The organism is Vibrio sp. MED222 (genome assembly GCF_000153005.1).
GTDB classification, from domain to species: Bacteria; Pseudomonadota; Gammaproteobacteria; order Enterobacterales; family Vibrionaceae; genus Vibrio; species Vibrio tasmaniensis_A.
In genome coordinates this window covers 240,009-265,705 of record NZ_CH902607.1, presented here as the reverse complement: position 1 = coordinate 265,705, position 25,697 = coordinate 240,009, and the positions used below count along the sequence as shown (strand labels likewise).

Below are 25,697 nucleotides of genomic sequence, written 5' to 3'. Positions count from 1 at the left end.
GTCTTCGCCGTAAACGATTTTTTCAACAACAGCAGTAAGGTGGTAAGAGCAAAACTGAACAATATCACTTGCAGCTGCAAGCTCTTTAGCGGAAGTGAAAGCTGTAGCATTGCCACGAGCAGTAACACGAGCCATCGCTTCTTCGCTTAGATCCATTACGTTTACGTGGTAACCGCGTGTTTGCAGGTTTTCAACCATGTTGCCGCCCATAAGACCTAGGCCAATGAAACCGATTACAGGTTTAGTCATGTTCAACTCCAAATATGTTATTGTATGATTATATGCTCATTATAATAACTAGCCGAATCCCCTAAGGCAACCGTTTTAGGACTTTCGTGCGTGATCCAGCGCATGAATTTCGAATGCGGATACTGACATCACTTATCGAATTGGCCTCATATAAACCCAAAGAATAGGTCTTGTGATTAATAAGTGACAAATCAGATAGCAACTCAGTCTTTCGTCCTTCATATCCGACAATATCTAACCGGATACGAATCAGTAAATCACTTACAGATAAAGCTTGATAGGTTTAATTAGTGTACATTCCTATCGTTCTGACCAAAGAAAAATGAGTCAGGCACACTCTTAAAGTTCCCCCCAATAAATCAAAGCGTCTGACACCTTTCCCTGCCCCCTAAAGGTACTAGAGTAGCTCACAACAAGAACTTGCCGAGTCAAGAATAATGCGGCAAAAACACTGTCATTTTTCAACAACCTTATCCAGTAAGTAATAAATTTCGAACAATATAATACCACCAATTGTATTACTTATAAGTTCTAAAAGTCATTGGAAGTTATCGTCACAATACTCGTAGAACCAGATAACAACGTTCATTTTGTTAAATCGTTTCGTTGTCAATGCGCCGCTGCAGAGTTGAACGTTTCTCTAAATTTAGGGGCTGTTGATCTTTCGAGCTGGGTTTTGCAGCATCTTGTGGAAAATTTATACAAGGAAGAGGCTTTGACGTGTAGCAGGCCTACATGAAAAGCCGATAACGCTGTAGAAATGAACCACAAGAGCTGCCCGAGGGTTCGGCTAAAATCGTTTTATGCTTTGTTGAAGAATATTTGCTTAGAATGACTAGGCTACATACTCTTCGCCGCGCCTAAAACGATTTTATCTCGAACAAAACTTAACCACGAAAGGTCAACAGCCCCTAGTCATCAACCCTAGTCATCAACCCTAAACATCAGATGTAAATTGAACCCAATTAATTCAAACGATCTCACCCTCAAACCACACGAATAAAAAAACCGAGCAACTCGCAACGAGTTACTCGGTTTGACTTATTTCCGATGTTTCAGTCGTTGTTGGTATCAACGATACGATTTTTCAATCACGACTGAATTTCAATATGATGCTTCGTTCCCGCAAAGCACCACATCAATACATGCCCTCGTTAAACAGCATGTATGTTAATCATTTACAGTTGAGCAAATGACCCTTCCCACGAGTATGTCTCACCCGCGAACTCAACTGTGTGAGTTGCTTGCTGCGTGTCTTCAGCTTGGTTTGAAATGCCGTAATGGTAAGTGTTACCAGAAGTAGTCTGAATGCGAACAACAGTCCCGACACTGTTATGGCCCACAACAGACACTGATTTAACCAGACCACGAGCGCCTACAGAGGCTTCGATAGACTCGTTAAAGTAACCATGCGTTTCTAGTACAGAAGCAAACACGTGGTTTTGACCAGACTGACGTAAGATAAGCGCAGGCTCACTCTTAAGGTTAAAGTCTGGATCGTTAGCACCAGTGCGAGCAAAGATTACTTCACTGCCCGCATTCGCGCTGGTTACTAGGCTGTAGTAGCTGCTGTCATGTAGCCAGCTCACCAGAGAGCCCTCTTGGTTCACTTTGCCTGAAGCAACGTTCCATAAGTGCTGGTAACCGTTGTCTTCACCTAGCGGCTTCAGCGTACTTTCGATGTTGTAGTCGAAGTCAGTACGGATGATTTGACCCGAGTGGTGAACGGGTAGGTCGTACTGGTGTTCAGCGTCAGCTTCGATGCGGTATACATCTATAACTAGTGGCTTCTCGAACTCAGGAAGTTCAGCAAGAATCACGCTGCGTTGCATGTCTACGCCGGTGTAGTACTCAGAAATTGTGCCGCTCATACCTTGCAGAGACTGGTCGTCTGCTACGAAGAAGTGCTTCTGACCAAACTTAGATTCAGCCAATGCCGTATCGAAGTTGTTCTGTGTTTTCTGATCAACCGTTACTGTGTTGTGAGCAACTGTCTGCTTACAGTAAGACTTGTTCTCTGGGATGTAACGACCGCCAAACTTAGGCTCAACGTTTACCCAGCGACCGAAGCCGTAATCGTGCAGCACTTCGTGGCCACGGTTGAATACGCTTAGGTGTAGCCCATCGTAGTGACCATGGTCTAGTGCAGAGTGGTATTGGTGATCGCTGCCGTGTTGCCCAAACCAAATCAACGCCATCGTGTCGTCGTCTTGTTCGTCACGGTGACGAAGAATGCTTACGCCGCCTTTTTCGCCTTCAGGGCCGTCCGTTACAAACAGGCTACCCCAGTTGAATGCTTTGATGTCGTCTGCTGCATTGACAGCGTCAGATAGCGTTTTACCTGAAGCATGGACCCAAACATCTTGTTGGTGATTAGCCATACCAAGTAAAGTTTCAGTCTGCTCATAGCGGTGGTAACACACAGACGTTGCCATAATAACGCCTTCATCGTTAATAGAAATCGTCTTCGATGAATCGTTCAGAGCTGGCAATGTACCGTCTGGGAATGCCGTTTTAAATACCGCGTAAGACGTTGTCTTGATCACTGAGTCGTTGAATTCGTAAATACCAAGATCTGGCTGACGACGTTCAATCGCTTCTGCGAACAAGTAGATTGGACGTAGTGAGAAACGGTGGTAGTAAGGACCTTCCATGTAGTAGCCGTCTGGCGAAAACAGTTGGTCAAGTTGTGCTAAGAAACCTCCGCTTACTTTGTCGAGTTTCAGGCCGTAAAGCGCTTTGTCTACTGACTCTTGATCGTTGATTGCGTAACCACAGATACCGACTGCAGCCACTGCCCATAAACCGTGGTTGTGTACGATATCGAAGTCGTGTGCGTAAGTAACAACAAACATTTCGATCATTTGCTTAAGAAGATCGTCTTCAATCAGACGCTTTTGTTCTTCAGAAATGGTGTGGTAGATGCAGCTGTACGCACAAGAAGCGTAAAGCATCCACATGTTTTCGTTCAACGTTTGGTGGAACAGCTTACCCGGAGGGTTAGAGTCACGGCTTACGTTACTTTCAAGTGTTGGGTACACCGTCGCGTACGCAGTTAACATATCAACGATGTAATCACGGTACTTTGTTTCCTCAGTGATAAGGAACAAACGACCCGCTAGATCCATGTGGATGTAGTTTTGTTTATGACGGTTATGTTCGTAGCCGCCGCCTTCACCGTGACCTGGAACTTCAATGCCAACTTCCGCCATGTAAGCGTCAGTTTGTTTAATATCGCGAGTCAGTGCGTTACCTAAAAGGCTATCCTTGCCAAGTTCTTTACGAAGCTCTGCTGCTTCCTCAAAGTTAAGTAAAAGTGGTTGATAGCTCATTATTATTTCCCCTGCTCTGCTGTGCTTGCTAATTCTGGGTTTAAAATTGTTTCTACTGAGTAGAAGCCTGTCCAGCTGTATACTTTACCGTTCAGTTCTACTTTGTGTTCAGTGCTCTCAGTCGCGCCAAGTTGGTTGCTGATCATCACTGTCACATTTGACTTCTCTGTGGTGATTTCGACGACTGAACCGACGTTTGTATGCGCTACAACCTTGATGTCTTTCACAACGCCGCGAGCATTTACTGATTGTTCGAACTCTTCGTTAAAGTAACCGTGCGTTTCTAGAACAGAAGCGAACAGTGTTGTTTCGCCTTTGCTACGTAAAATGAATGCAGGCTCTGAACGTAGGTTGAAGCTTGGATCGTTAGCACCAGTGCGAGTAAAGACAACTTCAGCATTGTCGTTAGACGTTGCGCCTAGCCAAGTGTAGTACGTGTTGTTTTGTAGCCAGCTCACAAGTGCTGTGCCCTTGACTTCACCACTTGCGACGTTCCATAAGTGTTGATAACCGAAATCGCTGCCCAGCGTGTTTAACTCTTTGTTCGCTTGGTATTCGAAGTTAGTGCGAACAATTTGACCTTCATATTGATGAGAGTAATCAAATTGGTGCTCGCCTTCGCCGCCTTTTGTAGAATCTAAGCGGTAAAGGTCTAACAATAGCGGAGATTCAAGCTCTTCAAGGTTTAACATGAACACGCTGCGTTGCATGTCAAAACCTTGGTAGTGATCGTTAGCAAATGCACTCATGCCGTTGATTTGCTCGCCTTCTACTTTAAAGAAGTGAGGCAAGCCGTGTACTGAGTCTGCACGCTCAACGTCAAAGTTATTCTGACATTTTTCATCAATGGTTACTGCATTATGAGCAATCGTTTGACGTGCGTAAGATTTGTTTTCATCTAGGTAACGACCGCCGAATTTTGGCTCAACGTTCACCCAACGGCAGAAGCCGTATTCACGTAGTACTTCTTGACCGCGGTTGAAGAAAGAAATACCCAGCGTATCGAAGTTGCCGTGACCCATGCCGTGTTGGCCGTAGTTCATCACTAACTGAGAAACGTCGCCTTTCTTATCCTGCATGCGGATAAAACCTTGCGCGCCGTTGTGACCTTCAGGGCCTTCGTTCAATTCAACACTTGGCCAGAAAGGCATGCCGATTTCTTTTTCAGCAGAAGCCGCTTCGTATGCTTTAGATAACTCAAGACCACATGGGTGCATCCATACTGCGTCTTGAATCTTCGCCATACCAAGAATGTTTTGGTCAACACCCTCAGCTGAAGAGTAGTGCTTACTGTAAACACTGACTGCAACCTGAACACCCATGTCTGTGATACCCATTGTGCGAGACGCATCATTTAATGCCGGGAATTCACCGTTCGGATACGCTGTCGCCAGCATGGCTTGTACTGTGTTACCAATCACGCCGCCTTTGTAGTTGTAGATATCTACTTCAGGCATATGACGGTGAATGACTTCAGCGAAAACACATGTTGGGCGAATCGCGTAACGGTGGTAGTAAGGACCTTCCATGTAATAACCAGAAGGTGCAAACAGCTGAGAAATTTGAGCTAGAAAGCCGCCAGTATCGTTACGGTCGATGCCGTACACTGACATTTCAAGGTACTCGCGCTTGCCTAGAGCAAGACCACAGATACCCACAGCGGCTACTGCCCAAATACCGTGGTTGTGAATGCGGTCGAAGTCGTGTGCGTATTTAACCGTAAACATTTCTAGCATTGGTTCGAAAATGCGCGATTCAATGTTGTCACGCTGCTCTTGTGTCAGTGTTGAAGCAACACAAGAGTAAGCCAAGCTTGAGAACATTAACCAGCAGTGTTCGTTCAAGATTTGGTGGAACAAACGACCTGTAGGGTTAGTGTTTTTCTGTACGTGGTAATCAAACGTTAGATATTTGTCCGCGTACTCTTCTAGTAGTTCTGTAACAAAGTCAGCGTACTTTTGCTCTTTAGTGATCAAGAACATGCGACCAGCTAAGTTCATGTACGTGTAGTTTTGCTTATGGCGGTTATGCTCGTAACCACCCGCTTCTCCGTGACCAGGAACATCAATAGGTAAGCACATGAACGCTTCTAGGTCTTTCGCGTTCGCTGCAATGGTTTTGCCCATTAAGCTAGAACGGCCCACTTCAAGGTGAAGTTGCTCTATTTCTGCTTCAGTCAACAATACTGGTTTAGTCGTCATATTCTTTGTCACCCTCAATAAAGAGTTTATCGGTTTAAACTTTGATTAAATTTTCAAACTCCATATAAAGTAATACAATATTAGCTTTAATTGTACCTGTTCGTCGCAAAATGATGAGCAGAATCACATAAACCCGCATAAGTCATTGATATGAATGGATAACACTAAATATCAGGCATTTGTTAAGTTGTTGATTTATTTGCGCTATATAAAGTATCGCTTGATCAATATCACACAACGCTAGATATATTGTATTACAATTAACCTCATTCCCTTATGATGAACACAGTTAAGTAACACTTAAAAGATTTAAACAGATTAGGAGATACACAATGAACTCTTTCTTTATTCTAGATGAAAACCCATGGGAAGAATTGGGCGGTGGTATCAAGCGTAAAATCGTCGCGTACACTGACGATCTTATGGCTGTACACCTATGTTTTGATAAGGGCGCAATTGGCCATCCTCATACTCACGAAATTCACGACCAAATCGGTTATGTTGTTCGTGGTAGCTTCGAAGCTGAAATCGAAGGTGAAAAGAAAGTGCTTAAAGAAGGCGATGCTTACTTCGCGCGTAAACACATGATGCACGGCGCCGTTGCTCTAGAGCAAGACAGCATCCTTCTTGATATCTTCAATCCTGCGCGTGAAGATTTCCTAAAATAATAACTAGCGCAATCTCAGTTGCTAAGGTAAGCATATGAAATCATTAAACATCGCGGTCATTGGCGAGTGCATGGTTGAGCTACAACAGAAACAAGACGGGCTTCAGCAGAGTTTTGGTGGCGATACACTGAATACAGCACTTTACTTGTCTCGCTTAACAAAAGAGCAAGATATCAACACGAGCTACGTAACAGCACTAGGCACTGACCCATTCAGTACCGACATGTTAGAAAAGTGGCAAGCGGAAGGTATCGACACTAGCTTAATTGCTCAGCTTGATCACAAACAACCAGGGCTTTACTACATCGAGACCGATGAAACTGGTGAACGCAGTTTCCACTACTGGCGTAATGATGCTGCAGCAAAATTCATGTTTGACCAGCAAGACACGCCTGCTCTACTTGATAAGCTATTTTCTTTTGACGCGGTTTACCTAAGTGGTATTACGCTTGCTATCTTGACAGAGAACGGACGCGCACAGCTATTCAGCTTCTTAGACAAATTCAAAGCTCAAGGCGGCCAAGTATTCTTCGACAATAACTTTCGTCCAAAACTTTGGGAAAGCCAACAAGAAGCGATTTCTTGGTACTTGAAGATGCTTAAGTACACCGACACAGCGCTACTGACGTTCGATGACGAGCAAGAGCTGTACGGTGACGAAAGCATTGAACAGTGTATTGCACGTACGTCTGAGTCTGGTGTGAAAGAGATCATCATTAAGCGTGGCGCGAAAGACTGCCTAGTGGTTGAAAGCCAAAGTGCTCAGTACGTTGCACCAAACCCAGTAGACAGCATCGTTGATACAACAGCGGCTGGCGATTCGTTCAGTGCAGGCTTCTTGGCTAAACGCTTGAGCGGTGGCAATGCGCGTGATGCAGCATTAGCAGGTCACATTGTGGCAGGGACTGTGATTCAGCATCCAGGTGCTATCATTCCTCTAGAAGCGACCCCTGATTTGTCTCTATAATTGCGCACTTTAACTATTAATCAAGGGTTTGCTTAGTTGAAAGCAGACCCATTATTAACGTGAGAAAGAATTCATGACTACATTAAATGAACAACTAGCAAACCTAAAAGTAATCCCTGTAATCGCTATCAACCGTGCTGAAGATGCCATCCCCCTAGGCAAGGCACTGGTTGAAAACGGCATGCCATGTGCAGAAATCACACTGCGTACAGAATGTGCAATCGAAGCGATTCGCATCATGCGTAAAGAATTCCCAGACATGCTAATCGGTTCAGGTACTGTACTGACTAACGAGCAAGTTGACGCATCTATCGAAGCTGGCGTTGATTTCATCGTAAGCCCAGGTTTTAACCCTCGTACAGTTCAATACTGTATCGATAAAGGTGTCGCAATTGTACCGGGTGTTAACAACCCAAGCCTAGTTGAACAAGCAATGGAAATGGGCCTTCGCACGTTGAAGTTCTTTCCTGCTGAGCCTTCTGGCGGTACAGGTATGCTTAAAGCACTAACAGCGGTTTACCCTGTTAAATTTATGCCTACTGGTGGCGTAAGCTTGAAGAATGTAGATGAATACCTATCGATCCCTTCTGTTCTTGCGTGTGGCGGTACTTGGATGGTTCCAACTAACCTTATCGACGAAGGTAAGTGGGACGAACTAGGCAAGCTTGTTCGTGACGCTGTCGAGCTAGTCAATAGATAGGTTCGCGTTAACCGGCTGCACTTGTTCAACGACGAAAGCGAGCTCTGTGCTCGCTTTTTTATTACGTGATATAAAGTGGACACACCTATTTTATTTTTAACCATACTTATTAGAGTTTTGTCACTTCTCAATCAACACGCTCGCTCAACTAATCCCTATAACCATACGGATATTTGTATTATTATTTTAAATACTTACTTTCAAGAATTTATCCGACGACAACGATGAAGTTTGAAATAATTGCAAAAAATTAAGCTCTTAAACGGCTTTAAGTGCCATCTATGATGAAATAAACATGCGCCCCAGATCACGCTAAAGACATATTGTAGTACAAATAAACATGCGGAAGGAGTAATCTAGGTGTCAGTTAATTATGAAACTTAAAAGGCTGAAAAGATGACTATTGATACTTTTGTTGTTCTCGCCTACTTCTTCTTTTTAATCGCGATTGGTTGGATGTTCCGTAAGTTCACCACCTCTACAAGTGATTACTTCAGAGGGGGCGGCAAAATGTTGTGGTGGATGGTTGGTGCAACCGCCTTCATGACACAGTTTTCAGCATGGACGTTTACAGGTGCCGCAGGACGCGCGTTCAATGACGGTTTCGTTATTGTAATCCTATTCTTAGCCAATGCTTTTGGCTACTTCATGAACTATATGTACTTCGCTCCAAAGTTCCGCCAACTTCGTGTGGTAACGGCGATCGAAGCCATTCGTCAACGCTTTGGTAAAACGTCTGAACAGTTCTTCACATGGGCAGGTATGCCTGACAGTCTTATCTCTGCAGGTATCTGGCTAAACGGTCTCGCTATCTTCGTAGCTGCTGTATTCAACATCCCAATGGAAGCAACCATTGTGGTAACGGGTATGGTTCTAGTATTGATGGCAGTAACAGGCGGCTCTTGGGCGGTTGTTGCTTCTGACTTCATGCAAATGCTTGTAATCATGGCCGTGACAATCACTTGTGCGGTTGCGGCTTACTTCCACGGTGGTGGCTTAACTAACATTGTTGCTAACTTCGACGGCGACTTCATGTTAGGTAACAACCTAAACTACATGAGCATCTTCATCCTTTGGGTTGTGTTCATCTTCGTGAAGCAATTCGGTGTAATGAACAACAGCATCAACGCTTACCGTTACCTATGTGCAAAAGACAGTGAAAACGCACGTAAAGCGGCAGGCCTAGCATGTATCCTTATGGTTGTTGGTCCACTAATTTGGTTCCTACCACCATGGTACGTAAGTGCATTCATGCCTGAGTTCGCATTAGAGTACGCTTCAATGGGTGATAAAGCGGGTGATGCTGCTTACCTAGCATTCGTACAGAACGTAATGCCAGCAGGTATGGTTGGTCTTCTTATGTCAGCAATGTTCGCTGCAACGATGTCTTCTATGGATTCAGGTTTGAACCGTAACGCTGGCATCTTTGTAATGAACTTCTACAGCCCGATTCTTCGTCAAAATGCGACTCAGAAAGAGCTGGTTATTGTAAGTAAGCTAACGACTATTATGATGGGTGTTATCATCATCGCGATTGGCTTGTTCATTAACTCTCTACGTCACTTGAGCTTGTTCGATATCGTAATGAACGTAGGTGCGTTAATTGGCTTCCCAATGCTTATCCCTGTACTACTTGGTATGTGGATTCGTAAGACGCCTGACTGGGCTGGTTGGTCTACTCTCGTGGTTGGTGGTTTCGTTTCTTACATCTTCGGTATCTCGCTTCAAGCAGAAGACATCGAGCACCTATTCGGTATGGAAACAGCGCTTACTGGCCGTGAATGGAGCGACTTGAAAGTAGGTCTTAGCTTAGCTGCTCACGTAGTGTTTACTGGTGGTTACTTCATGCTAACTTCTCGCTTCTACAAAGGCCTATCGCCTGAACGTGAGAAAGAAGTTGACCAACTATTCACTAACTGGAACACACCATTAGTAGCGGAAGGTGAAGAGCAACAAAACCTAGATACTAAACAGCGTTCAATGCTTGGTAAGCTTATCAGCACAGCAGGTTTCGGTATCCTAGCAATGGCTCTGATTCCAAACGAACCAACAGGACGCTTGTTGTTCCTACTATGTGGTTCGATGGTACTAACCGTTGGTATCCTACTGGTTAATGCGGCCAAAAACCCTGCAAAAAAGCTAAATGATGGAGCGATTCTCAAATAGTATAGAGAAAGAACACTATTCGCTTAGCTGATATAACACATAAAATAATGCCCATGCTTTCCCCCGACAGCATGGGCTTTTTGTTGTTTTATCGAGGCTATTGTTTTATCGAGGCTATTGTTTTATCGGGGCTCATTCAGCAAGATTTAATAAAAAATAGGCCAGCATTGCTGGCCTATTTCGTTATGGTTTAATTATTCACTTCTAATCACTAGCGCTTATCAATTGAGCGTTAACCGTGAGTCATAACATTCTGCTGTACTAGCGCATCCAGAATATCAGAAGGCATGGTGCCATTTAACGTCAGCTGAGGCGCAAGATCTTCAACCACAATCACTTGTTCTGTCGTGCCTAAGCCATCAGGGTTAATCGTAAGCTCAATATCATCCCCGTCGACCTTCGCATCAATGTGTTGCAGCAGTGTTGTTATATCTGGTGAGGCACTTTTCAGCTCAGGTAACACTTCTCTTAGATCGAGTTGGTCTCCTTCAGATAGGCTAAAGTCGGTAATCGTATCTTCGACACCATCTTCGATGTTGAACCATACAAACGAATCCATACCGTCGCCACCAGTCAGAATATCGGAACCGCCTCCACCGGTGAGAGTGTCGTTACCATCACCGCCAACTAACGTATCGTCACCCGAACCTCCTTCCAGACGATCATTTCCAGATCCCGCTGTCAGGTCGATATTGCCAGCCCCTGCCAATAACTGAACATCGTCGGTTTCTGTAGCTAAATCGATATCAACCCCGTTAGACACAATGTTCAAGTTGAGATCTATCGAAGCCGATGTTGCAGTATCGCTGTTATCTAGCTCTTCTGAAACCGCCTCCACTTTGAGTGTGTAGCTTCCCGGCGTATCAGAAAGCCCGACCACTTTCACAGTGTCAATCGCATCCGCCGTAGCAATCCAAACACCACCACCGACATCAGTCACTGAACCCACATCACTCGTAATTTGAGCACCAGCAGGCACATCACTGATACGTAGCGTTAGCTCTTCCGTAATATCGGTCAAGGCTGCAATAATACCAACCAAAGGAACGCCACTAGCGCTTACTGACTGGCTCGCCGTGATATTTCTGACGTAGTTAGACGCAGTATCAATCGACAAGGTCGGCGCATTCGCCACAGGAGTCACTGCGATATCATAGATAACTGGCGTGGTTTCAATGACGATACCAGAAGGGTTTCCGCTATCTTTCGCGATGACTTCCAAGCCAATGCTATTGGTTGGAGACAGGCTCGCATCCAGATAAACACCCGCAGGGCTAGTCGGTGTGTCAATCAATGCATTTAGGTCGCTCAACGTACCTACTAAGATGACCGAACCTGTGTTGTTGCCATTCACCATCACAGTTGTCACGGCAGGCAGCGACACATTTAACGTTCCGTAATCCACCGTCAAAGTAACCGTCATCAAGTCATTAGAAAATGAATCAACATAATCAGGATCACTGACATTGATGCCACTCAGCAGCTGACCCGATTCTTCATCAATAAAATCAGTGACATTGTCACCATTAACAACAGGTGTATCGTTAACACCTTGTACCACAACGCTGATTTCCGCGGTATCCGTTAAGAAATCATTTGAGCCATTGGTTGTACCGTTATCTTCTACTGTATAGGTGAATGTAACATCGCCATTGTAATCATCAGCTGCCGTGAATACCCAGTATGGGCCATTAATCGAATTGTCATCCGCCCCACCAACGTTCTCAAACTTCTGAATTTGCCCCTGACCTTGATCGATTTCGACCTTAGTTACCGTAATGGCATGCCCCTCAGGGTCTGTCGTCGCTGTAATCAGGTCTTCAGCTTTGATGATTAGCTGACCTTCTTCAAGCATGGTGCCAAAATCAATATCGGTTGCCACTGGTTGGTCGTTAACTTCTGTAACTACAAGGCTGATTTCCGCACTGCCCACTTTGAAGTCCGGCGAACCGTCGGTTGTACCATCATCGATAATGGAGTAATTGAATTTGACGTCTCCATTATAATCATCAGCTGCCGTGAACACCCAGTATGGACCATTAATCGAATTGTCATCCGCCCCAGCAATGTTCTCAAACCTCTGAAGCTGACCTTGACCTTGATTTTGAGTAAGGCTGATATCTGTTACGGTAAGGTTATGATTTTCGATATCAGAGCTTGCCGTAATCAAGTCACCCTCAACAATCACGATTTGGCCATCTTCCGGAATCGAGCCCAAATCAACATTGGCCGCTATCGGAGCATCATTATATTCCGTCACTTTAATAGTGAAGGTAGTTTGATTCGTTTGAGCGGTATTCGGATCACCCGCATCAATCAAACCGTTATTACCACCGTCATCGATCGTAGCATTAATGGTCACTAACCCACCCAGATTGAGATAGTTCTGATCCGGGTCCGGTTTGAACGTAACCTCGCCATTAGTTAGCGCTGCATTGATGTCAGCTTCTTTACCTGTCATGACAAGTGAGCCATCAGCCTGCAATACAAATGTCACACCATTGGATTGAGTGCTTGGGAGTACAAACTCGCCCTGTGCACCCGGCAGTGTTTGGTCAACTTTTAGCGTCAGTACATACGGTGCATCTGGATTATCAAAGTTTGCGTCGATATCGTAGATACTAAAGTTGTTGATTGCCACGCCAGTAGAGTCTTCTGTCGTTTCAAGGTTAGTCACATTGACAAAGGTCGGTTGATCGTTGATAGGATCAATCACTAAATCAACATTGAAACTCGTTGGTGTGCCTAAATGCTCCGTGTTATCAGCATCTGTATCCACAGAACGAACGGTAATCTGCAGTGGACCATTAATACCCAAAGCATTACCTGTATCACTATTATGTTCGCCAGAGTTAAATACGATCTTATCTAACGACTGAGCTGGGACGTTTAGTGTCCAGAGTTGCGTCGCTGGATCATAGCTACCTATAGTGGTTCCGTCAGGGTAGTAGATAGAAGCATCTTGAGGAACACCAGCCACTTCGACTCGAAGGGTTTCGGGTGCATTTTCGGTATACGTTCCGCTTCCTGTGGCCGACAACTCTTTATCTAAAATAGTCGCATTGATTTCGATATCAATATTCTGCCCTTCGTTGCCTGTTACAGAGTCCGTAGGATTGGTATCAACATCGTCACCAACAGGCACCACATGCAGTTTGAAGCTTGGTAAGTTTGCAGCCGCAGTCGGTACACCAAGTAGCGACTCTTGAGTGAACACTTCAACACCAAACTCAGCAGTACCACTGAAGTTTTTAGGCGGTAAAATCGAAATTTCACTTAAGTCGAATGAAAGCCCAGAAGCTTGAGGCAATTGAACACTCCACTCACCGCCACCGTTGTTTTTCACAGTGTAAGCAGAACCAGCATCTACACGCATCTGGAAGCCATCAGGTACATCGGTGAACTTAATCGATACAAACTGTTCTGATCCATCAAGGTCAGTCAGTGCAATCGATACAGGTCCTGTACCTGACAAGGAAATAAGCTGGTCTTCGTTGCCGGTAATCTCGATTACATCAGGATCACTACCCGGCCCAGAGACATGTACATCATCAACAACCGGAACAACATCAAAACGAACACTTGTATTGAAGGTATCGGAGTCGGTTGCAGTGCCTACCGGAAAAGCAGAATCATTGTAGGTTGCGGTATCAGTAACTGTACCACTTACATTAATCTGCACTTGGTTAATATCATTTCCAGTTGGGTAGTTTTCTATCGCCCTAAAGAGGACATTATCGAGCGCCCCCGCCGCGATTTCAGCTTGATTAAACGTGACTGAGGTACCAAGTGAGGTGCCCGTATTGTCATAGAATGCCCCTATTGAAGGGTCATCCAACGTCAAAGTAATGGATGCAAACGCCTCTTGCCCCCCTTCGACGCCTGATACCTGATCCGAAATAGTCGAATTGAAGTCGAGTTGAATGTAGGTGTCTTCGTAACCCACCTGATCTTGTCCAGCCTGACCGTCGTTATCAACAGGATTAAAGGCATCATCAAGCGAACCGACGACATTCACCTCAATCGTAGGGTCCGTCTCTGCATCTGGCGCGACTTTGATGACGACGTCGGTAACTAACGTTTTCTCATCACCAGAGAGCGTATCTTTGGTCACTATGGTTAGTGGTAATCTAAAGTCACCCGAGTAGTCTGCCGGCAAGTTAAGTAACAGCCCTGAGAAATCAGTTGGAACGCCCTGTTCAACGGTTGTTTCGAATACATATTTTCCATTAACAAAATCGACTTCACTGCTTCCCGCTAAACTAATTGGGAAAGTGCCTCCTGGGTTAATGGTCACGGAGTCATCAATGATAATGGTCACTTGGTCTACCGAAGCATCTTCTCCAGAGAAAGTGATCACACCATTTAGTGCTGCACCTAAATCAAGTTGCGTGTCTTCGATAGCGTCGACAACACTATTAGCATCCATTGTAATGTTAGCTGCAACCTCGCCTCCCCCAACAAGTACTTCTGGAAATGATAATGTCACTTCGCCTTCCCGAATAACGGCAGGAGATGACTCAACCTCAACACCATCACCGCGATCAACCACCGTACTAAAGATAGTCATCTTGATGTCATTGAATACGTCTGGAAGATTAGAAATAGGAGGGAAACCAAGACCATTAGGAGCACTGATACTAAACAAGTCCTCATTCGTCACAACCCAACGACCATCGCCTTCATAAGCCGCGCCAATAACGAGTAATTGATTCAATACGTCATCTGATAATGGAGTCTTATTCGGGTCATTATTCGTTAATTGAATAACCAGTTGGTCGACTTCCTCAATAGCAGATGATGCATCGGTTTCTTGATATCGAATAACAAATTCATCCGTGGCGGACGGATTGTCGCTGTTGGTTGTAAACTTGAGTACACCAGTCAAAGGATCGGCGCTCACCGTACCCAAAGAACCAGTTCCAGCCACGTCGTCGACGATAAGCTGATTATCGATGCCATCATGAGTCTCAACAACGGGTCTTACGATAACATTGATCGTACCTTTAACCGTCGCAGTCGCAATACCCTCACCTGGGTTAGAAGAGTCCACATATTCGTGATCACGCTCCTCAACGTCTACCTCTGTCGTCAATGTGAAATCAACGCTAGAGTCCGTTGGCGGAGTCATTTGAATAAAGTTATTCGCTAGTGCAATTTGGGTAAATTGTTCCGGCGTCTGATTCGCGTCTTTAGGGGTAATCGTTAACGTACCCGCACCATCATTCACAACAGTCACATCACCATTTACGGTGGGTGTGACACCCGGTGGAATACCGAAAATCTTAATTGAAGTGAAATGCTCATCTGAGTCGATATAGTCAACGCCTTCAGGATGCCAATCGATGTTGATAGCCGTATCTTCGTTCCCGTTTGTGACGTTGTTGTAGGTTGTTGAGGTATCGATGATAGGCTCAACCAACACTCGAATTTCTTGATCAAAAGAAAGTGTGTGACCGTCGTTTTCCGTTACGATCACTTTGCCTTGAATGTGGATATTCTCGGTCGAAGAGTCGACAGGTCGAATACGAATACCTGACGTTGTACCCGCCTCCGTAATATTAGCTTCGTAGATAGGTTTTGATAAATCAGGGCTACCACCCGGTCCGGTTTCGTAACCCACAAAGTTAAGATCAATAACCGTACCGTCACCATCCTCGATTATAACGCCATCAGGAATACCCGATAAGATAACCGTTATTGATTCGGAACCATCGTCCTGTAATGGTGTAGTGCCAGTGTCAGGCTTTCTCTCACCCGACAATACCGTGAAGTCAAGCAGAGCAAAGCTGTCGCCGTTTTGACTCTCTTGAATCGTCGTTTGAACACCGCTTGCAGTACCATCTGTAATTGCGGTCCAATCGGTACCATTCGTCCCACCATAAGGTGTGTCAGCAACTCCTTTCACTTCAACGTTAACCGTTTTAGTACCGAGTATTTCTACATCGACTTGTTGTGGGTTGGTTGACAGGTTTGCAGTGTCCTTCACTACACCTGTAACATCAAAAGTGAAATCGACATTGCTGTGTTTAGTTGGAACCACCTCAACGTTAGCCAAATCGGAATACGCTATTTCGTGGTAATTGGTACCACTGACAATAGGAACTACCGTGGTTGTACCTACAAAGTAAAGCACTGCGCCTTCTGTAATATTGCTGATACGAACAAACAGTTCTTCAGAGCCATCCGTATCGACCGACTCTGTCATGGTAATAACTTCGTCTAACGTGAATGCATCTTTGTTAGCTAGCGGACCTATGTAATCAGGATCATCTATATTGTCTTCGTTAATCTGAATACGATTAACACTGAACTTTCCAGCATCCGCGTCAGCGGTGACATCAATAATGATGTTTTGCTCTATAGAACGGGCCTCAGTTTTATCATTTGCTCCGCCGTTGGCAGTATCTTCATAAGGATTCAGTGTTTCTTCTGTAACCGCTGTTGCTTTGAATTTAATCTGACCCGAGAAATGATCAATAGGGTTAACCACGGTGGTGTTAATGTCTTCTGCCGCTATTTTATATACACCATCCGCCGTCAGCGTAAGCACATTGCCGTCTTTATCAAGAAGCTCAAACTTCCCGTCGCCTTCGATAACTTCTAACTCATAGGTGATCGTTTCAGTTTGAGTGTTATCTTGTGATTCTGCATTCAGCTGTAATGTGACATTGTCTTCATCTTCATTGACTTGATACTGATAAGTGCTATTGCCATCATCCCAAGTAGCAATATCAGCTACCGCTTCAATCTCGATTTTGAAGCTTGAGTTTACTTTGTGGTCAAGAGTGCCTCCATTATCGATCTCCAATTGATAGCGGATCTCAACACCATTACTATCTGAACCATAGTTTTGGTCAGGAACGAAATAAAGGTTTTCGATGGTTGCAATGGTTTGTCTTACTTCACTTGGGTTTAAAGCATAGCTTTGTTGCATTTGAGGCGGTCCAAATAATATTTGACCGTTAGTTTCAGGCGTTAACTTGTGATACTCACCACCCTCAAAGTAATAGAACGTGCCTCTATGGTTACTGTTTTTTATAATCAGTTGACCGATAGACTCGCTGTTATCCCTGTCATTCAGGTTAACCTGAAGCGCAACTTGAGCTGGTGCATTAGGTAATCCGCTTTGGTTGTCTTGTATATTTTCAAGAATCGGAGCATCACCTGCAGCATATGGTATTGTCGAGTCTCTACCCGCATCCTCAAAGGTGGTCACTGTCAGCGCGATTTTCGACGAATTCCTATCCGTAATAGTGATGTCCAAGGGTGTCGATGACGTATCTGAATCGCCATCCTTCGCTGTTACATTAATAGAGAAATTAATTTCATCACCAACATGCTCTAAGTAATTATTGGCTCTAAACTCTATCTCACCATTTGAGTTTATTTTCAGTCGACCCAGCTCTCGAGGATCAACAGCGCCATTGATCTGCTCATATACTCGTACCTCTTGAGTACCACTATTTAAATCGAAGTCACTACTGTAAGACCCACTGTTCCCTGAACGGAAAACAATTCCACTTCCGTCAAATGCTTCAATTTTGCTCAGTACCGCGCCATCGGCACCGACATCTGTAGCATCAGCAAACATATCGACTATAGAGCCGCGATAACCCTGACCTTCAACACGAGTAATCGATTGTGTTGTCACTAATGGAATATCATCAGTGACTGTTATTTTGAGATCAATCGCATTCGATTGGTCTTGATCAAAATCTTCAGCAACGATGGAGAAATCAAGATCTATCGTATTCTCGTTTGCACCGTCAGGGTGCTTCAGTGGTTTAAATAATTCGAATTGATAGCTGTTATCAGAGGTATCGAAAACAATCTCAAACACCGCTTCATTGCTGATCACAGTTTGAGCAACGTATGTGAATTTTGTGCCGCTTTGTGAAACAGCTAGCCACTCTAAGCTTTCTCCATCGGAGGTTAAACCGGTCAAGACTAAATCTTCATCAACCAGTTCATACTTCACAACGCCATCGGCACCTTCATCGACGGTGAACAGTCCATTGATAATGGTGTCTTCAGATTGATCCGAACCTATGCCTGAAAGGTCGTCTTCATCGACAACCGTTTCGCCCGTCGGCGGCGTCATTACTGGAACATCATCAATGACTTGAATTGGTAGTTGATACTGGTTGGAGTCATCGCCATCACCGTCTACCGCCACAACATTAAATGGTATGGTTAGGTCATTTGATCCAGTAGCGTGATTTAGAGGGCCAAGTAAAGTGAATGTGTATGACCCATCGTTACCAAGTGCAAGAGTAAAAATCGGAGTCCCACTTGTGGTCGCACCTTGGTAGGTGGTTGTGTTCGCAGCCCCAGTGACCTCAGTGATCGAAATCGCTTCATTGCCTGATGTCAGAGTAGTTTCTAGAGTGGCTACGTTACGCAGTTCGTAAACCTCTACTTGGTCTGCACCTTCTGTGGTCACAAACGAGCCTGTCGCTTGAGCCACAACAGAGCCTAAATCATCTTCATCAACAACAAACGTACTCGCAACTGTTGTATCCGTAATGACGGGTACATCATCAGTAATAGTCACCGTAAGAGGCTTAATTACTGAATCCGTATTGTCTTGGTCGACCGCAATAACTGGCAAGGTGAAGATTTGAACGTTATTACCTTGCACAGGCAGGTGATCTAACTCTTCTAACAATGTGAAGGTATATTGACCAAGCACCAAACTATCAAAAGTGATGGTGAAAATGTCCGTTTGGACACCACCGTTTTCTACGAAGCCAATATAATTGTCGCTGTTTAGAGGATCTTCTTTTAGCTTAACAACCAGACCATCCGATTTTAGGTCCCCAGTTGTGTTGAACTGCGCAGTATCAATACGGAAGTGGTTCACATCATCACTACCAGATGTAAACGTCATTGTTCCGGTTTGAGTGACCGTTATGCTCGGAGAGGTGCCATCAAGCAAGTTTGCTTCAGCCAAGGCGACTGGTGGTATGTTATCAATAACAGGTGGAGCACCATCTGAAATGGTAAGCGTAACGGTCGACGTGACTTCGTCACCATCTTTATCTTCAGACATGACCGTAATAGTCTTAACAATATCGCCCCCTGAATGATTGAGGTTGCGATTAGGTTCGAAACGGACATCACCTTCCAGAGTTATATACAGTTTACCTTCAGCAACAGGGAAAACCTGCTCTCCGGTTGTCCCCTGAACTAACGTGTACACGTTGTTATCGTAAGTAAACTGGGTAATCGTTGCCCCGTCGGCACTTTGGTTTGGCATGACATCGACAGTACCTGTCGTGACAACACCAGCGGCTAAATCTGCAACCGTTGGTTCCGTAATGCTCAGCGTTTGATTTTGCATGCCTTGAACATCATCGCTGACCGTCACTTTCAGTGGCGACATTAATGAGTCATCACCATCACGATCTACCGCATAAACGGGGAGTTCAAATATCAGGTCATTCTTCGCTTGTCCATCAGCATGATCTAATGCTTCAAGCAGAGTAAAGGTGTACTCACCCACAGTGCTAGTAGAGAAACTAATCGTAAAGACAGGAACTTCTGGGTTGGCTCCGTCTTTCACAAAGCCGATGTACCCCCCAGTCGTGTTTGGATCGGCTTTAAGCTCAACGACCAACCCATTAGATTTAAGTGTGTCGTTGGTATTAAATAAGCTTGGCTCAATGCGGAAACTGGTCACATTGTCGCTTTGATTGGTAAAGGTGATCGTCTCTGTTTGACTCACAGGCGCGTTGCTTGCGGTTGAGCCGTCTGCAAGATTAGATTCCGATAGCGTGACGCTTGGAATGGTATTAATCGTTGGAATATCACCATCGGTGATGGTCAACTTCACGGTAGATGTCACTGGGTCTTTATCAAAGTCACTTGACGTCACCACGATGGTTTTAACGATGTCTTCGCTGCTCGTGTGGTTTAAATCGCGATTGGGTTCAAAACGCACTTCACCTTGAAGGGTGATGACTAACGTCCCTTCAGTGAAACCGAAGCGCTGCTCACCAGTATCTGTTTGAACCAATGTTCTAAGTTGCCCGTCATAAACGAACTGGGTAATCGTTGCCCCATCTGCACTTTGCACTGGCATCACATCAACCGTGCCTGTCGTGACAACACCAGCAGCCAAATCAGCCACCGTTGGCTCAGTAATGGTCAACGTTTGGTTTTGCATGCCTTGCACATCATCGCTGACCGTCACTTTCAATGGCGACATCAATGAATCGTCACCATCGCGGTCGACGGCAAATACAGGCAGTTCAAAGCTCAGATCGTTCTTCGCTTGGCCATCAGCATGATCTAACGCTTCAAGCAGAGTAAAGGTGTACTCACCCACAGTGCTAGTAGAGAAACTAATCGTAAAGACAGGAACCTCTGGGTTGGCGCCATCTTTCACAAAGCCAATGTACGCCCCAGTCGTGTTGGGATCCGCTTTAAGCTCAACGACCAATCCATTCGATTTGAGTGTGTCGTTGGTATTAAACAGGCTTGGCTCAATGCGGAAACTGGTCACATTGTCGCTTTGATTAGTAAACTGAATAGTCTCGGTTTGACTCACAGGCGCGTTGCTTGCGGTTGAGCCGTCTGCAAGATTAGATTCCGATAGCGTGACGCTTGGAATGGTATTAATCGTTGGAATATCACCATCGGTGATGGTCAACTTCACGGTAGATGTCACTGGGTCTTTATCAAAGTCACTTGACGTCACCACGATGGTTTTAACGATGTCTTCGCTGCTCGTGTGGTTTAAATCGCGATTGGGTTCAAAACGCACTTCACCTTGAAGGGTGATGACTAACGTCCCTTCAGTGAAACCGAAGCGCTGCTCACCAGTATCTGTTTGAACCAATGTTCTAAGTTGCCCGTCATAAACGAACTGGGTAATCGTTGCCCCATCTGCACTTTGCACTGGCATCACATCAACCGTGCCTGTCGTGACAACACCAGCAGCCAAATCAGCCACCGTTGGCTCAGTAATGGTCAACGTTTGGTTTTGCATGCCTTGCACATCATCGCTGACCGTCACTTTCAATGGCGACATCAATGAATCGTCACCATCGCGGTCGACGGCAAATACAGGCAGTTCAAAGCTCAGATCGTTCTTCGCTTGGCCATCAGCATGATCTAACGCTTCAAGCAGAGTAAAGGTGTACTCACCCACAGTGCTAGTAGAGAAACTAATCGTAAAGACAGGAACCTCTGGGTTGGCTCCATCTTTCACAAAGCCGATATACGCCCCAGTCGTGTTTGGATCTACTTTAAGCTCAACGACCAACCCATTCGATTTAAGTGTGTCGTTGGGATTAAATAAGCTTGGCTCAATGCGGAAACTGGTCACATTGTCGCTTTGATTAGTAAACTGAATAGTCTCGGTTTGACTCACAGGCACGGTGCTTGCTGCCGAGCCATCGGCTAGATTGGATTCTGATAGCGTAACGGTTGGAATAGTATTGATGATTGGAATATCACCATCGGTGATGGTCAAAGTCACGGTGGATGTCACCGGATCTTTATCAAAGTCGCTCGACGTCACTACGATTGTTTTAACGATGTCTTCGTTGTTTGTATGAACTAAATCGCGATTGGGTTCAAAACGCACTTCACCTTGCAGGGTGATGACTAACGTCCCTTCAGTGAAACCAAACCGCTGCTCACCAGTATCTGTTTGAACCAATGTTCTAAGTTGTCCGTCATAAACGAACTGAGTGATTGTTGCACCATCTGCACTTTGTACTGGCATCACATCAACAGTGCCTGTCGTAACAACACCGGCAGCCAAATCAGCAACCGTTGGCTCAGTAATGGTTAACGTTTGGTTTTGCATGCCTTGCACATCATCGCTGACCGTTACTTTCAGTGGCGACATTAATGAGTCATCACCGTCGCGGTCTACCGCATAAACGGGTAAATCAAAACTCAATTCATTATTCGCAAGGCCATCAGCATGATCTAATGCTTCAAGCAGAGTAAAGGTGTACTCACCCACAATGCTAGTAGAGAAACTAATCGTAAAGACAGGAACTTCTGGGTTGGCTCCATCTTTCACAAAGCCGATGTACGCTCCAGTAGTGTTTGGATCAGCTTTAAGCTCAACAACCAACCCATTCGATTTAAGTGTGTCGTTGGGGTTAAATAAGCTTGGCTCAATACGAAAGCTGGTCACATTGTCGCTTTGATTAGTAAACTGAATAGTCTCGGTTTGACTCACAGGCACGGTGCTTGCTGCCGAGCCATCTGCAAGGTTAGATTCTGATAGCGAGACGCTTGGAATAGTATTGATGATTGGAATATCACCATCAGTGATGGTCAAAGTAACGGTGGATGTCACCGGATCTTTATCAAAGTCACTTGACGTCACCACGATCGTCTTAACGATATCTTCGCTGCTTGTGTGGTTTAAATCGCGATTGGGCTCAAAGCGTATTTCACCTTCAAGGGTAACAAACAGTTTTCCCTCAGGCACAGTGATAAGCTGCTCTCCCGTTAAGCCCTGATTCAAGGTGTAAACGGTATTATCATACGTGATCTGGGTAATGGTCGCGCCATCAGCACTCTGGTCAGGCATCACATCAATGGTGGCAGTCGTCACCTTACCAGCAGCCAAATCCGCAACCGTCGGTTCAACAATATTGAGCACACCATCTTTCATGATTTGCACATCATCACCGATGGTCATTGTAAGCGGGGAAATTTGCGAGCTATCGCCATCAGTGTCCACGGCGTAAACAGGCAGTTCAAAACTTAGCTCGTTATTTGCAAGGCCATCTTCATGATCTAACGCTTCAAGCAGCGTGAAGGTGTATTCCCCTAATGTACTTGTAGAAAAGCTAATCGTGAATACTGGGACATCAGGGTTTACCCCATCGTTAACAAAACCTATATAAGTACCTAAGTTCTGAGGGTCTTCCTTGAGTTCAACGACAAGCCCATTCGATTTGAGCGTATCATTGGTATTGAATAAGTTTGGATCAATCCGAAAACTCGCGACATCATCACTACCGGCTGTAAACGTAATCGTTTCAGTGGCGCTAACCGCATTTCCGCTTGGCGAAGATCCGTCACCAAGATTCGTTTCAGATAATGTCACTGGTGGAACTAGGTTAATTACCGGATCTTGGCCATCAGTAATACTAAGATCAAGCGTTGAGAAGCTCTCGTCACCATCAGCATCTTCAGCTAAAAAGGCAAATTGTTTTACTATGGTTTCGCTGCTTGAGTGGTTGATATCACGAGCGACTTCAAAACTAAAATCACCATTGAGTGAAATCGTTGCAACCCCTTCTGTAAATGGGAAAGTTTGTGCCGCATCTGGGAGTAGATTTTGGTCTAACTTGTATTCGACCCCATCGTAAGACAGTGATTGGATTGTCGAACCATCCGCACCCTCAAAGTTGAATAGATTGTAAGAAACAACAGTATCACCAGCTAAGGTCGGTTCATCGACGGAAACGACATTATCGATGAGTTCGACCACATCATCTTTTACACTGATTAAGATCTCAGCAGCTTCTGGTGTATTTGACCCACCAGACAGTGCAGAGCGGTCACCATCCGCGTCAACCGCATAAATGGGCAATACAAAGGTTAGCAACTCACCTTCAGCACCTTGATGTGAAAGCGATTCGTACAGAGTAAATTCATAATTCCCCAATGATGGACTATCGACTTTAACGTCAAAGACCGTAATTCGAGATCCATTGACCTCAACATAACCTTCATACGTTCTCACACCATTGGTTTGACTAACTAACTCTAATTGAACGGCAGCACCATTGGAAACCAAGGCTCCCGCTGTATTAAATTCAGTCGGTTCAAGTTCGTAATGGTCAATAATGTCACTTTCAAAAACACTTGCTGTGATACTGCCAATACCGCCTACTGGGGTTGTTCCTTCTTGTGAGCCGCCAACAATGCCTGACTCATCAACATCGATGCCATCAACATTAATAATGAACGGGCTATCACCATCAGAGATATCAACCTTAATCGTATTCGTTACGACATCCTGGTCAAAATCGGTAACCGTGATCGGTAGAGAGAATGAAAGCGTGTCGGAGCTCACTTCTTCTATTGGTTTAAACTGTTGGAAATTATATGTGCCATCGGTATCGAGAGAGATTGTGAGAACAACCTCACCTCTCCCTTGAATAGACAGAGTGATCGTTGTTCCGTCTTCAGACAGTCTTGCTACCGTATTTTGGTTATCACTGAGCAACCCATCAAACTCTCCTAACGCACTTGCATCAAAGACAGCAGATTGAAGTTTATCACTTCCAATATTAGAAAAAGTGCCTTCAATAGGTGCACTACTCGTTTCTACATTATTGATATTCACGCTTTCAGCAGACGGATTCACCCCGTCAAATAAAGTAACCAGCGCATTAATTGGTGATGCTATTGGGTTTCCTGCGGAGTCTTCACCTTGAATATCAAAAGCAAAGTTAATTTGATCGCCAGTATAAGAGACCTGCCCACCACCGATAGACGGAACATGATCAATAGATTGAGAAATCGTGGTGGTTAACGAGATATCGATATTATTGCCAACACTAGTAGCATCAATATCGATACGTAATACTTCGTCAGTACCTTGAACACCAACAATGGAATTCGTTACCGAGTCGTAAGTAAACGTGACAACTTGGCCGCTTGATGTAATGTCGTTATTAAGCTCACTTAGGAGTGAAGCAAGGGAGAGTGTGTCTGGGACAAAAGAATCTGGGTCTAGAGCTAAACTGCCCGCAATAATCGTTTCTGTGGTCGTAATAGATTGGGGGTAGGTATTGCCAGAAATAGAACCTTCAGTGACTGATTCGCTGATCGATTGACCACCAGCTGAACGTGTGATCGTTCTAAATTCCTCTCGAGTTTCCTCTACCTCTTCTTTCGCAAGCCCTGATGTCTCAAAGAATGTCGAGGGCTGAGTTTGAATATTATTGTATTCAATCGTAACAAAGCCAGCATTTGCAGAGCCTAGCCCTTCACCAGCAGCCGTTGCTTCCAAAATTTCAGTAGGATCGGCGCCACCTAAAATAGCTTCTTGGATTGCCGCAATATCATCGTCAGTAAAGGCTCCGTCGTCAGACTGCTCTAGATCGAAATTGACCTCTCCGGCGATTGGGGCATCTGCCCAAGACAATTCTTGGTCAATACATCCAACACAATTATCGCCAACCAGAACCTCACCATTTGGAGCACTCAATACAAGTTCTGCATTATTTGCGGTAATGACTATCTCATTTTCACGGATGATATCGCCAACTAGAACTTTTTTTGGGTTGCCGTCAGGTGTTACTACAACCACATCCCCACTTACTGCTTCAACAACCGCAGCTTGGCGCGAAACCTCAATATCCATATATCCCCCGTTATCACAAGCACTCTTATCTAGAGCTGTACAAATTATTTTTGTTAATC

At 44.9% G+C, this 25,697-nt stretch carries 8 protein-coding genes; 4 read left to right on the top strand and 4 right to left on the bottom strand.

Annotated elements, in window-relative coordinates; genetic code table 11:
* From MED222_RS22625 to MED222_RS13650, 3 genes are all read right to left on the bottom strand, one after another.
* Positions 1 to 249: NAD(P)-binding domain-containing protein (locus MED222_RS22625; RefSeq protein ID WP_009846521.1), on the bottom strand; the 249-nt coding region annotated here is incomplete at its 3' end.
* Between the two features lie 1,178 nt (positions 250 to 1,427).
* The gene (locus tag MED222_RS13645; RefSeq protein ID WP_009846520.1) at positions 1,428 to 3,581 is read right to left on the bottom strand and encodes a heparinase II/III domain-containing protein; all 2,154 of its coding nucleotides are present in this window, start codon (positions 3,579 to 3,581) and stop codon (positions 1,428 to 1,430) included.
* Positions 3,582 to 3,583: 2 nt separating this feature from the next.
* On the bottom strand, positions 3,584 to 5,782 hold the full coding sequence (locus MED222_RS13650) for a heparinase II/III domain-containing protein (protein WP_009846519.1): 2,199 nt from the start codon (positions 5,780 to 5,782) through the stop codon (positions 3,584 to 3,586).
* Between the two features lie 332 nt (positions 5,783 to 6,114).
* Here MED222_RS13650 and MED222_RS13655 point away from each other — a divergent pair, with 332 nt between their 5' ends.
* From MED222_RS13655 to MED222_RS13670, 4 genes are all read left to right on the top strand, one after another.
* Positions 6,115 to 6,450: a cupin domain-containing protein gene (locus tag MED222_RS13655; RefSeq protein ID WP_009846518.1), complete on the top strand. Its 336-nt coding sequence runs from the start codon at positions 6,115 to 6,117 to the stop codon at positions 6,448 to 6,450.
* Positions 6,451 to 6,484: 34 nt separating this feature from the next.
* A complete protein-coding gene (locus MED222_RS13660; protein ID WP_009846517.1) occupies positions 6,485 to 7,417 on the top strand; it encodes a sugar kinase in 933 nt (310 codons plus the stop codon).
* Positions 7,418 to 7,490: 73 nt separating this feature from the next.
* The gene (locus tag MED222_RS13665) at positions 7,491 to 8,117 is read left to right on the top strand and encodes a bifunctional 4-hydroxy-2-oxoglutarate aldolase/2-dehydro-3-deoxy-phosphogluconate aldolase (protein ID WP_009846516.1); all 627 of its coding nucleotides are present in this window, start codon (positions 7,491 to 7,493) and stop codon (positions 8,115 to 8,117) included.
* A gap of 396 nt (positions 8,118 to 8,513) precedes the next feature.
* Positions 8,514 to 10,283 carry a sodium:solute symporter family protein gene (locus MED222_RS13670; RefSeq protein WP_009846515.1) on the top strand — a complete coding sequence of 590 codons (1,770 nt, stop codon included), beginning with the start codon at positions 8,514 to 8,516 and terminating at the stop codon, positions 10,281 to 10,283.
* A 232-nt stretch (positions 10,284 to 10,515) separates the two neighbouring features.
* Here MED222_RS13670 and MED222_RS13675 read toward each other — a convergent pair whose 3' ends face one another.
* Positions 10,516 to 25,638 carry a retention module-containing protein gene (locus MED222_RS13675; protein WP_009846514.1) on the bottom strand — a complete coding sequence of 5,041 codons (15,123 nt, stop codon included), beginning with the start codon at positions 25,636 to 25,638 and terminating at the stop codon, positions 10,516 to 10,518.
* Between the last annotated feature and the right edge of the window lie 59 nt (positions 25,639 to 25,697).